9 protein-coding genes and 1 pseudogene are annotated in these 12,213 nt (G+C 69.9%); 9 read left to right on the top strand and 1 reads right to left on the bottom strand.

All coding sequences use genetic code 11. From position 1 onward, the window contains the following. Positions 1–66: 66 nt before the first annotated feature. A complete protein-coding gene (locus AB0H62_RS33875; protein WP_220243587.1) occupies positions 67–2,169 on the bottom strand; it encodes a DUF6351 family protein in 2,103 nt (700 codons plus the stop codon). Positions 2,170–2,413: 244 nt separating this feature from the next. Between AB0H62_RS33875 and AB0H62_RS33880 the strand changes: the two genes are divergently transcribed. The 9 genes and pseudogenes from AB0H62_RS33880 to AB0H62_RS33920 all read left to right on the top strand — a co-directional run. Further along, positions 2,414–3,223 carry an ABC transporter ATP-binding protein gene (locus AB0H62_RS33880; protein ID WP_360590624.1) on the top strand — a complete coding sequence of 270 codons (810 nt, stop codon included), beginning with the start codon at positions 2,414–2,416 and terminating at the stop codon, positions 3,221–3,223. Beyond that, positions 3,216–3,923 carry an ABC transporter ATP-binding protein gene (locus AB0H62_RS33885; protein ID WP_220247053.1) on the top strand — a complete coding sequence of 236 codons (708 nt, stop codon included), beginning with the start codon at positions 3,216–3,218 and terminating at the stop codon, positions 3,921–3,923. The genes AB0H62_RS33880 and AB0H62_RS33885 overlap by 8 nt, the downstream gene beginning before the upstream one ends. Next, a complete protein-coding gene (locus AB0H62_RS33890) occupies positions 3,923–4,801 on the top strand; it encodes a branched-chain amino acid ABC transporter permease (protein ID WP_220243585.1) in 879 nt (292 codons plus the stop codon). Before AB0H62_RS33885 ends, AB0H62_RS33890 begins: the two co-directional genes overlap by 1 nt. Beyond that, positions 4,798–5,868, top strand: coding sequence for a branched-chain amino acid ABC transporter permease (locus AB0H62_RS33895; RefSeq protein WP_255638384.1), 1,071 nt, complete (start codon positions 4,798–4,800; stop codon positions 5,866–5,868). The genes AB0H62_RS33890 and AB0H62_RS33895 overlap by 4 nt, the downstream gene beginning before the upstream one ends. Next, a complete protein-coding gene (locus AB0H62_RS33900; protein WP_220243584.1) occupies positions 5,865–7,169 on the top strand; it encodes an ABC transporter substrate-binding protein in 1,305 nt (434 codons plus the stop codon). The genes AB0H62_RS33895 and AB0H62_RS33900 overlap by 4 nt, the downstream gene beginning before the upstream one ends. Before the next feature lie 22 nt (positions 7,170–7,191). Continuing rightward, positions 7,192–7,782: a TetR/AcrR family transcriptional regulator gene (locus AB0H62_RS33905; RefSeq protein WP_220243583.1), complete on the top strand. Its 591-nt coding sequence runs from the start codon at positions 7,192–7,194 to the stop codon at positions 7,780–7,782. 165 nt (positions 7,783–7,947) lie between these two features. Further along, entirely contained in the window at positions 7,948–9,783 is a 1,836-nt protein-coding gene (asnB, locus tag AB0H62_RS33910; RefSeq protein ID WP_220247051.1) for an asparagine synthase (glutamine-hydrolyzing), read from the top strand. Between the two features lie 28 nt (positions 9,784–9,811). Beyond that, positions 9,812–10,288 carry a MarR family transcriptional regulator gene (locus AB0H62_RS33915; protein ID WP_220243582.1) on the top strand — a complete coding sequence of 159 codons (477 nt, stop codon included), beginning with the start codon at positions 9,812–9,814 and terminating at the stop codon, positions 10,286–10,288. Positions 10,289–10,528: 240 nt separating this feature from the next. Further along, a pseudogene (locus AB0H62_RS33920) lies at positions 10,529–12,213 on the top strand (AMP-binding protein); the annotation flags it as partial.

The raw sequence follows: 12,213 nt of genomic DNA on the forward strand, positions 1-12,213 counted from the left end.
TCGACGAACGAAAACGGCTCCTCGTCAGGGCGTGAACCTTGGCGAGGAGCCGTCTTCGAGCAGTACCTACGCGCGGCTGCCGTAGTTCCGCCACACGCCGGCGGGCTCGCGCTCGCCGACGCCGTCGCGGTGGTAGTCACAAACCCCCGTCGGGAAGGTCTGCTTCAGCGAAGCCTTCTCGGCCGCCGTGAACTTGACCGGGTAGGAGCCGAAGTCCAGCGGGCGTGTCTGGCACTTCAACACATCCATGGCCAAGCCTTCACCAGCCGCCATCCGGGTGTTCTCCGCCACCGGGTACAGCGCACCGCACTGGCCCGACGACGGGTCGGTCAGCTTCTCCTGCACCCGCTGGGTCGCTGAGAGGTAGCAGCCGTCCGAGAGGTCGTGTGGGCGAGCCGCGATGACCTTCGAAGCGGCATTGCGGTTCGAGTGGTCAGCAGAAATCGCCGTCAACCAACGGTCCATCGCGTCCAGCTCATACGCGCTCGCCGCGGCCTGCTCCGCACCAGTCGGATGGTTGGCGATGATCACCTGGTTGGCCGCGGTCCCATTCGCGGACAGCAACCGCTGCCGCAGCACGAACGACCACTCCGAAGTGTGGATGTCGTTCCCGGCGCCCGCCAGGTCGAGGTCCGTGCGCTGGTCGATGATCGGCGTCGACGCCAGACCCTGCGACGCCGTGTTGAAGATGTCGTCGCGGTACAAAGCATCCAGGGCCTTCGGGTCGGCTGACGACCGGGCGGCCACCGGCTTGCCCGTGTAGTCCAACCCGCCGATCGACGCGTTCAACGACACGAACTGCGCCGCCGAGATCTTCCCGGCCTTCAAGGCGTCCAGCCCGTACTGCACACCGACGTTGTCCAGCGTGTTGCGCACGAAACCCGTGCGCGGGTCGCGGCCCAGCTGGTTCGCGAACTGCTCATTCGAATTGCAGATCACGCCGTGCGGGTTCGTCACCGGGTCCCAGCGCACGTCGACGGGGATGGCCGAGTTGCAGCTGTCCGTGGCGGTCGCGCGGCTGGCGAAGGTGGCGTCCCACGAGAGGCAGCTCGAGTACGAGTTCCAGCCCGCCACGGCGAGCTTCTGGGCATCAGTAAACGCGGCAGAGGCGAAGTACCGGTTCAGCAAACGGCAGTCCGCCACCGGGCCGGCCGTGGTGATCGGGTCCGGGAAGGACACGCCGGGGATGATGCCGTCGACGATGCCGGGGTAGTTCTCGGCGATGTCGTACTGCTGGATCGCCCCGCCGGAACCGCCCCAGCCGATGGTGTGCTGCACCGGGCCGTAGGTCTCGACGAAGTGTTCCTTCACCATCATCGCGGCCTCGGCCGAGATGATCGGGCTGCAGTTGTTGTCGAGCACATTCAGGCTCGACGACGCGACCGCGTAGCCCTGCGAAAGGAACAGGTCGTTGACCACGCCTCCGGTTCCGTTGCCCTGGTGGTAGCCGGAGTTGCAGCCGCCGCCAAAGGTGTAGACCAGTTTGTCGTTCCAGCCCGGAGTGGCAACAAACGGTGACGGCGTGGCCGGCCCGGAAGCCAGCGCGGCGATCTCGTACACCGCGCGGTCGATCGTGCCGCGTTCGATCCGCACGATGTAGGGCACGCCGCCGGCCGCGGTGGCGAGGTCGGCCGGGCGGCTCGCCGGGTCGGCCAGCGCCACGAACTTGCCCGCGGTGTTCTTGTACTGGTAGGTAACCTGCGTTGGCGCGCTGCACAGCGGCATGGTCGCCGGCGGCAGGCCGAACGCGGTGGTCTCGCAGTAGAACGGCTTCTGCTGCGCCCCGGAGAACACCGGGCCGGTGATCGAGTGGTTCACCACGCGCACGCTCGCGCGATCATGTCCGGCAGTCGCGACCAGGTCGGTCGAGCCGTCTCGCAGCCCCGTGACGAGCCCGAGCAGGCTGCCGTCGGGCTCGGCGTGGAACGACCGCGTGACGTCGTGGCCGCCGGCGGACACGCGAACAGCCGCGCGAGCGTCCGGCGGCGTGACTCTGACCAGGACCTGGCCTCCGCTGACCAGATCGGGCCGCGGGTTGGAGACGGTCGTGATTCCCAACCGGGAGTGGTGATCGGGTTGCGCGACGGCCGAGGTCGCCGCTGTGGTGAGGAGGATCGGCACGGCCAGAGCGGCCACTACCGCGGTCGAGCGCCAAGTACGGTTTCTCAACTTCGCACCTCGTTGCTCACGGCACCGCTCGGGTGCGGTGCCACGCAAGTGCCGGGTATAGCACGCATTACTTAGCCAGAACAACATTCGGCCGCATCAGTTGATCAAGGTCTGCCCGATCAAGCTTCGGTAACCGCGAACTCGGCCCGATAACAGGTCTGGGCAAGCAAGGGAGATGTCTGTACTGTTCGTCGCGTCCGAATCGGATTCTGCTTTGCCGGTGTCACTGCAACGAGGCGGTGGGGTGAGCGTGGTCGAGGATCCTGTACTCCTGCGCGCTGAGGGACTCTGTGTCTCCTTCGGCGGGCTCGAGGTGCTCAGGCAGGTTTCGCTGGAGGTTCACGCCGGGTGCGTGCTCGGCGTCATCGGCCCGAACGGCGCGGGCAAGACCACGCTGTTCAACGCGATCTGCGGGTTCGTGCGGCCCGACTCCGGCACGATCACCTTCGCCGGCCACGCCCTCGAACGGCCCAGGCCCGAGCGGCTCACGAGTCACGGCATCGCCCGCACGTTGCAAGGACTCGGTCTGTTCGCGGGATTGACGGTGCTGGACAACGTGGTCGCGGGCGCCACGCACCGCTCGCGCACGAGCCTCGGCGGCGCGCTGCTCGCGTCGCCCTGGGCCGACCGCGACGAACGAGCCCTCGCCGGCCGCGCGAGGGAGGTGCTGCGCGAGCTCGGGATCGACGGTGACGCGGGCCGGATCTGCGCCGGGTTGCCCTACGGGGTGCGTAAACGCGTCGCCCTCGCGCGAGCCCTGGTGAGTGAGCCCCGGCTGCTGCTGCTCGACGAACCGGCGGCCGGCCTGTCGGCGACGGAGGTCGGGGAGCTGGCCGACATCGTCCGAGGCCTGGCGCCGACCACCACGGTGATGCTCGTCGAGCACCACATGGACTTCGTGATGAACCTGTGCGACCGGCTGGTGGTGCTCGACTTCGGCGAGGTCATCGCCCGAGGTACGCCGGCGCAGGTGCGGGCCGACCCGCAGGTGCAGCGGGCCTATCTGGGCGACCCCGTGGCGGCCGCCGCGGGAGAGGGCGGTGCGCATGCTTGACGTCAGCGGGCTCGTCGTGGACTACGGGCCGGTGCGGGCGCTCGACCACGTCGACCTGGTGGTGGAGCAGGGATCCATCACCGCCGTGCTGGGCTCCAATGGTGCCGGCAAGACCACGCTGCTGCGGGCGCTCAGTGGTCTGCACCGCCCGCGTGACGGCGCCGTGCAGCTCGACGGCCGCGACATCACCCGCCTGGCGCCCGAAGATCTCGTGCGCCTCGGGGTCGCGCACGTGCCCGAGGGCCGCGGCGTGATCGCCGAGCTGACGGTGGAGGAGAACCTGCGTCTCGGCGGGCTCTGGCGACGCGAGCGCAAGTGGCTCAAAGCGGGCACCGGCGAGATGTACGACCTGTTCCCCCCGTTGGCGGACCGTCGGCACCAGCGTGCGGAAGCGCTTTCCGGCGGTGAGCGCCAGATGCTCGCCATCGGCCGCGCGCTGATGAGCCGGCCCGAGCTGCTCCTGCTCGACGAACCCTCACTCGGCCTCGCGCCACGGGTTTCGGCCCGGATCGTGGCCGTGCTGCGGACGCTGCGCGAGGAGAACGGCCTCACGCTGCTGCTGGTGGAGCAGAACGCGGCGACCGCGCTGTCGGTCGCCGACCGGGCCGTCGTCCTGCACCTCGGCCGCAAGGTCGCCGACGACACCGCCGACACCCTCGCGGCCGACGACCGCGTGCGCCGCGCCTACCTGGAGGTGTGATGGGCCGCTTCCTCGACCTGACTCTCGCCGGGCTCACCAGCGGGGCCGTGTACTCGGCCGTCGCGCTGGCGCTCGTGCTGATCTGGCGCTCCACGCGGATCGTGAACTTCGCGCAGGGCGGCATGCTGATGATCACCACGTTCATCGCCTACACGATCGTCTCCCACGGCGGCTCGTACTGGCTGGCGCTGATCGTGGCCGTCCTCAGTGGACTGATTCTCGGCGCCGTGGTGGAACGTGTGCTCGTGCGGCCGGTGGAGAAGAGATCGCCGCTCGACGCGGTGGTGGTCACCTTCGGCCTGCTCGTGCTGCTGCAGGGTGTGGCCGGCATGCTCTTCGGCGGCACCCCGCGCTCGTACCCGCCGGCGTTCGGCATCGCCGGGTTCAAGGCGGGCGATCGGCAGCTGCTGTTCGCGCCCAACGACCTGTGGATCGTGCTCGTGGTCCTGGTCATGATGGCCGTGCTGGCGCTGGTGTTCCGCAAGACGAACCTCGGCCTGCGGATGCGGGCCTCGGCCTTCGCGCCGGAAGTCGCCCGCCTGCTGGGTGTGCGCGTCGGGCGGATGCTCACGGTCGGCTGGGCCCTGGCCGCGGCGGTCGGTGCGATCGCCGGTGTGCTCGTGGCGCCCAGCACGTTCGTGAGCCCCACGGCGTTCGACGCGGTGCTGGTGTTCGGGTTCACCGCGGCGGTGATCGGCGGCCTCGACAGCCCGCCGGGCGCCGTCGTCGGCGGGCTCGCGCTCGGCATCGTGCTCAGCTACGTGGCCGGCTACCTCGGGTCCGACATCGTCACGCTGGCCTCGCTCGTCGTCCTCATCGGGGTGCTCATGCTGCGTCCGCAAGGGCTGTTCGGATCGACGAAGGGAAGGCGGGTATGACGGCGCTCGCCGCGGCGGCACCGGTCCGCTTTTGGCAGCGGTCCACGCTGGTCCGCCACCTCACGCTCTCGGTGCTGGGGCTGATCGTGCTGTACTTCGTGACGACCTCGCTCGACTCGTTCGCGAACCTCCAGTTCGCGCAGATCTGCTACACCGCTATCGCGACGGCGGGCCTGACCGTCCTTTCCGGACTGTCCGGCCAGATCTCCCTGGGCCACGGCGCGTTCGTGGCCGTCGGGGCCTACACCACGGCGCTGCTGCTGGAACACCTCGACTGGCCGCTCGTGCTCGTGCTGCTCGGTTCGGTGGTCGTCGGCGGCGCGCTGGGTTCGCTCGTCGGCGTGGCGGCAGCGCGGTTGCGCGGCCCGTACCTGGCGGGTGCGACGCTCGCGCTCGCCGTCGGCCTGCCCTCGCTGGCCGACTACCACGGCCTGCGCGACCTGCTCGGCGGCGCCAACGGCCTCATCGTGACCTCCGACCCGCCGCCGCTTTCCCTCGGCGAGACCTTCCCGCTCGAACGCTGGCAGGCCTGGATCTGTGGCCTCTGCCTGGTGGTCACGTTGTTCCTGCTCGCCAACCTCACGCGCAGCCGCATCGGCCGGGACATGCGGCTGGTGCGCGAAGACGAACAGGCCGCCGCACTGTCGGGCGTGCACGTGGCCCGCACGCAGATCGTCACGTTCGGCATCAGCGCGGCGTTCGCGGGCCTGGCGGGCGGGCTGTTCGCGATCGTCAACAGCCTGGCCGCGCCGGGTGCGTTCACGCTGTCGCTTTCCCTGTCCCTGCTCACCGCGGCCGTGCTCGGCGGGCTCGGCAGCCTCGCCGGCGCGGTGTACGGCGCGGTGATCGTGACCCTGCTGCCCAACTGGACCGCCGACCTCGCGCAGCAGGCCGACCTGCCCCGCGCGATCTACGCGAACATCCCGCTCGTGCTCTACGGGCTGGTGCTGATCGTGGTGATCATCGCGTTCCCCGGCGGCATCCAGTCGGGAGTCCGCAAACTCGGCGCCTTGCTCCAGGCTCGTTTCGTCCGTCCACTCCAGACCCGTCAGGAGACGAGAAGATGACCGTACGCCGACCAGTATCCGTCGCGGTCGCCTTGGCCGCGGTGGTCGCCCTCACGGCCACCGCCTGTGCCTCGGGTGACGACGCCGCGGAGTCCACGCCCGGGATCACCGCCGACACCGTCACCATCGGGTCCACCATCCCGCTCACGGGCACGGCCGCGCCGGGTTACAGCGAGCAGGGTCCGGCCGCGAAGGCGTTCTTCGACTACATCAACGCCAACGGCGGTATCAACGGCCGCAAGATCACCCTCAAGTACCTCGACGACGCCTACAACCCGGCCCAGACCGTCACGCTGACCAAGCAGCTCGTGTTGCAGGACAAGGTGTTCGCGATCGTCGGCTCGCTCGGCACACCGACGCACACGAAGGTCGTGGACTTCCTCAACTCCTCGCGCGTGCCCGACCTGTTCGTCGCGTCCGGCTGCACGTGCTGGGACCAGCCGCAGAAGAACCCCTACACGTTCGGCTGGCAGCCGGACTACACGGTGGAGGGCAAGATCCTCGGCGACTACGTGAAGAAGAACCTGGCCGGCAAGAAGGTCGCGTATTTCTACCAGGACGACGACTTCGGCCGCGACGGCATGAAGGGCCTCGACAAGTACATCGACCAGAGCCTCGTCGTCTCGCGCCAGCCGTACCAGCCGGGCAACACCGACGTGGCCGCGCAGGTGTCGGCGATCGCGGCGTCGAAGGCCGACGTCGTGGTGCTCGAGGCGATCCCGGCCTACACCGCGTTGTTCAAGCTGACGTCGCTGAAGCTCGGTTACTCGCCGACGCTCGTCGCGTCCAGTGTGGGCGCCGACCCGATCACGGTGTCGGGGCTGCTGGAGAACTTCGCCAAGCAGGCGGGTTCGTCGGTGAAGGGCCAGGACCTCATCGAAGGCCTGGTCACGTCGGCCTACCTGCCGCCGCTCGACGACACGAGCAACTCGTGGACCGCGCTGTTCAAGAAGATCCACGACCAGTACATCCCGAATGTGCCCTTCGACGGCAACGTCTACTACGCCATGGCCTACGCCTACACCTTCACGCAGGCGCTCGCCCGCGCCGGGCAGAACCCGACGCGCCAGGGCGTGGTCGACGCGCTGAAGAAGGGCGGCCTCACCGGGCCGGGCCTGGTGCCGTTCCGCTACGGCGCGGATTCGCACGCCGGCTACACCGGCGGGCAGATCGCGACCATCAAGGACGGCAAGCAGGTGGCGTCCGGTACGCCGCTCACGACGGACGACGGTGACGGTCCCGTGACCCCCTACACACAACCGCAACCTCCGGCTCCGGCCAACGGCATCCCCGCGGCGTGAGTCCGTCCGGCACAATCACGCCATGACGGAGGCGACAGGGAGCAAGCGGGCGCAAGCGACCCGCGCGGCGCTGCTCGAGGCGGCCGGTGAGGTCTTCACCGCGTCGGGGTACGAGCAGGCGAGCATGGCCGCCATCGCCGAACGGGCCGGCGCCAGCATCGGCAGTCTGTACCACCACTTCGTCGCGAAGTCCGATCTGTACATCACGCTCTACAACGAATACAACCGCCGCCAGCAGCACCGGTCCGCCAAGGCGTTCCGCACGGCGCTGGCGCAGGGTGAGGAGGACGCGCTCCGGCTCTACATCTCCGGAGCGCGCGCCTACCTCGAAGGGTGCTGGCAGGAGCGCAAGCTCGCCCGGCTGTTCCTGTCCGGCAACGGCCCGGCGGGCTTCGGCCTGCTCACGCGCGAGCGGTTCCGGGAGTGGCTCACGGCCAACGCCACGCTGGTCAACGGCCACACCCGGCCGCTTTCGGACATGCTCGTGCTCTCGCTCACCGCGATGTCGACGGAGGCGGGCCGCGAGGTCGCGGCCGCTGGGTCGAAGGCGAAGGCGGGGCAGATGATCGAGGAGGTCCTCGAGCTGATGGGCCGCCTCTACCCCACTTCGTGACGCAGGTCACCCCTCTCGGTTCCGCGCTCGCTCCAGCAGCGCAAACGTCGGCGCCCCGGCCGGATCGGCACGCGCAAGTCCGATTCGTCCGGGTGGCGTCCGCGCCCGTGAGCCAGTTTCATTCCCTATGAATGTTTCTCTCTGAAGATGTTCCGGGGGCTGGACATGTGCGGGATCACGGGATGGGTGGACTACGGCCGCGACCTGGCGGCCGAGCGGGAGACGGTGGCGGCCATGACGGCCACCATGGCGTGCCGCGGGCCGGACGCGAGCGGGATGTGGTTCGACCGTCACGTGGCGTTCGGCCATCGGCGCCTGGCCATCATCGACCTCGAGCTGGGCACGCAGCCGATGACGGCCGAGGCCGGCGGCACGGTCGCGCTGACCTACAGCGGTGAGGTCTACAACTTCGCCGAGCTGCGCGCGGAGCTGCAGGCGCGTGGGCACCGTTTCACCACGAACAGCGACACCGAGGTGGTCCTGCGCGGCTACCTGGAATGGGGCACCGGCCTGGCCGAACGCCTCAACGGCATGTACGCGTTCGGGATCTGGGACCCGCGTGAGGAGCGCCTGGTCCTGATCCGCGACCGGATGGGCATCAAGCCGCTGTACTACTCGCCGCACGGCGACGGGCTGCTGTTCGGCTCCGAGCCCAAGGCGATCCTCGCGCACCCCGAAATCCGGCCCGTCGTGGAGACGGACGGCCTGCGTGAGCTCTTGTCGTTCACCAAGAACCCCGGCCAGGCCGTGTGGGCGGGCATGCGCGAGGTCGAGCCCGGCACCGTCGTGACGCTGGACCGGACCGGCCTGAAGGTGCGCCGCTACTGGCAGCTGCAGCCGGCCGAGCACACCGACGACATCGGCGTGACCGTGCAGCACGTGCGCGAGCTGCTCGACGACATCGTGCGCCGTCAGCTCGTGGCCGACGTGCCGCGCTGCGTGCTGCTCTCGGGCGGGCTCGACTCCAGTGTCATCACCGCGCTGGCCGCACGGCAGCTGGCCGATCAGGACGAGCGGGTGCGCAGCTTCGCGGTGGATTTCGTGGGGCAGGAAGACAACTTCGTGCCGGACGCGTTGCGGTCCACTCCGGACGCGCCGTATGTGCGTGACGTCCACGAGCACGTCGGTTCGATGCACCAGGACATCGTGCTCGACTCGGCGGAGCTCGCCGACCCGGCCGTGCGCCGCGCCGTGGTGCGCGCTCGCGACCTGCCGACGGGGCTGGGCGACATGGACGGCTCGCTGTACCTGCTGTTCCGCGCGATCCGCGAGCGCTCCACCGTCGCGTTGTCCGGTGAGTCGGCCGACGAGGTCTTCGGTGGTTACGCGTGGTTCCACGACCCGAAGGTGCAGCAGGCCGACACCTTCCCGTGGCTCGCGCGGCGGCTGCAGTCGGGCGAACGCGGGGTGAGCCGGATCTTCGCCGAGAGTGTGCGGTCCTCTTTGGACCTTGCCACGCACCTGCGGGACTCGTACTCGGCGGCGGTCGCGGAGGCCGGCACACGGCCCGGCGAGACCGAGCATGAGCGTCGCATGCGCGTGATCGGCTACCTGCACCTCACGCGGTTCGTGCGCATCCTGCTCGACCGCAAGGACCGCCTGAGCATGGCCACCGGCCTCGAGGTGCGGGTGCCGTTCTGCGACCACCGGCTCGTGGAGTACGTCTACAACACGCCGTGGACGACGAAGACGTTCGACGGTCGCGAGAAGAGCCTGCTGCGCGCGGCGGCCCGCGACGTGCTGCCGGTGTCGGTGGCCGAACGGGTGAAAAGCCCGTACCCGTCGACGCAGGACCCGAAGTACCTCGAAGCCCTGCGCGACCAGGTCGGCGACCTGCTGGCCGCGCCGGCGCACCCCGTGTTCGACCTGTTCGACCGCGGCCTGCTCGTGGGCCTGCTTGCCCGGGAGGACACCGTGCCCTTCCTCCGGCCACTCGTGGAGCGTGTGCTGAACTTCGCGACCTGGTTCGATCTGTACTCACCGGAGCTGCGCATCCGGTGAGGTGACCACGAGGGGTGAGGAGCGGGCCATGGTGGGCGAGTCGCCGGACGTCGACGCCGACGAAGCGTTCCAGTTCGTGCTGTCGCTGCACCGGCTGCTGCGCGAGCTGCACCGGGCGGCGCCACCCGACAACCTCCCGCGCACGCAGCTACTGGTGCTCGCCAAGCTGGCCCGCTCCGGACCCCTGCGCATCGGGACGCTCGCCGAGGAGGTCGGCTGTTCCCAGCCCACGGCCACGAAGGTCGTGCACGCCATGGAGGAGGCCGGCTTCGTCGCGCGTGCGGCCGACGCCGGCGACAAGCGCGTGAGCTACGTGCACCTCACCCAGCTGGGCCGGCGCCGGCTGGGCGCGGTGGTGCGCGACGAGTCTCGGGTGCTCGTGGAGCGGTTCGGCGATCTCGAGCAGGACGAGGTCGAGCTGCTGCTCAAGGCGGGCGCGGTGCTGCGCCGGATGACCGACGGCGCGGAAACTGACATTCGACAAATTCCTCGCGGCCCGCAATAGTTATGAAGCCAACCAAAAGTAGGCGGGTACTCACCGGCGGTCGCCTTGTCTGGCAACCGCTCCCGCCGTGGCTGTGGTCGGCTTCATAACCAGCAGCACAGATGGAGACACAGCGGGTCTCGAGGAGGAGACGGTCGAATGTTCGCTGAACCCGACGTCGAACGCGAGGACCGGCCGGACGGGAGCGTCGTCTTCCGCTCCCGCGACCCGCTGGGTGCTTACCCGCGCAGCGTGGCCGCGATGCTGCGGGACTGGGCCGGAGTCGACCCCGGCTACCCGCTGGTGGCCGAGCGCGACGGCGACGGCTGGGCGACGCTGACCTACGGCGAGGTCCGCCGTCGCGCCGACGCGCTCGGGCAGGCGCTGCTCGACCGCGGTCTGGGGCCGGACCGGCCGGTGATGATCCTTTCCGGCAACTCCGTCGCGCACTTCGTGCTCACGCTCGGCGCGCTGACGGCGGGCGTGCCGGTGGCGCCGATCAGCGTCGCGTACTCCCTGCTCAGCAGCGACCACGCGCGGATCCGGGAGATCGCGAAGGTACTGAAGCCGGGGCTGGTGTTCGCCGAGGCCGGTGGTCCGTTCGCGAAGGCGCTCGCCGCCGTCGAGGCGCCCGGTGTTGATCGGCCCAGTGTTGTGCTGGCGCGCGAGGTCGACACTGTGCCGGGCGCGGAATCCCTCGACGACCTGCTGGCCACTTCGCCGGGCCCGGAGCTTGAAGCCGCGTACTCCGCGACGGGACCGGACACGCTAGCGAAGGTGCTCTTCACGTCGGGCTCGACCGGTTCGCCGAAGGGCGTGCTCAACGCACCGGATGCTGTGCGCGAACCAGCAGTCGATCCGGCAGGCGTGGCCGTTCCTGGGCGAGGAGCGGCCTGTGCTCGTCGACTGGCTGCCGTGGAGCCACACCTTCGGCGGCAACCACAACGTGGACCTGGTGCTGCACAACGGCGGCACGCTCTACGTGGACGACGGCAAGCCGGCGCCGCAGCTGTTCGGCCGCAGCCTGGAGAACCTGCGTTCGGCGCAGCCCACGCTCTACTTCAACGTGCCCGCCGGCTACGCACAGCTCGTACCCGTGCTGGAGCAGGACCCCGACTTCGCGCGCGTGTTCTTCTCGCGGCTGCGGTTGCTGTTCAACGCGGCGGCCGCGTTGCCGGCGGCGTTGCGCACGCGGCTGGCGGACGCGGCCAGGGCAGCCGGCGTCGACGTGCCGCTGACGAGCTCGTGGGGCGCGACCGAGACGGCGCCCGCGGTGACGAGCGCGCACTTCCCGTTCGAGGACGCGCGGTGCATCGGCGTGCCGCTGCCGGGGCTCGAGGTCAAGCTCGCGCCCGTGGGCGAGGCGCGGGAGATCCGCGTGCGCGGCGCCTCCGTGACGCCCGGCTACCTGCACCGGCCCGACCTCACGGACGCGGCGTTCGACGAGGAAGGCTTCTACCGCACCGGCGACGCCGCCGTGCCGGCCTCGGCCGACCCGAACGCCGGGCTGCTGTTCGGTGGCCGCATCGCGGAGGACTTCAAGCTCGACACGGGCACGTTCGTCCGCGTCGGCGCGCTGCGCACGGCGCTGCTCTCGGCCGTGCCGCTGCTGTCCGACGCGGTGATCGCGGGGGAGAACCGCTCGTACGTCAGTGCGCTGGCCTGGCTCAACCAGGCCGAAGCGCGGGCGTTGTTCGCGGGTTCGCTCGATGCCTCGGACGGCTGTGTGGTCCACGCCGAGCTGCGCGCGCACGTCGGGAAGCTGCTGGCCGCGATGAACGCGGCGGCCGGGTCGGCGGGCCGAGTCGAGCGGCTCGTGGTGCTGGCCGAGCCGCCGGACCTCGACGCGGGCGAGATCACGGACAAGGGCTACCTCAACCAGCGCCGCGTGCTGGCCCGGCGGGTGGCGTTCGTCGAGCGTCTTTACGCTGGTGAACCGGACGCCG

It is taken from the genome of Amycolatopsis sp. NPDC050768, from assembly GCF_040654155.1.
Taxonomy (GTDB): domain Bacteria; phylum Actinomycetota; class Actinomycetes; order Mycobacteriales; family Pseudonocardiaceae; genus Amycolatopsis.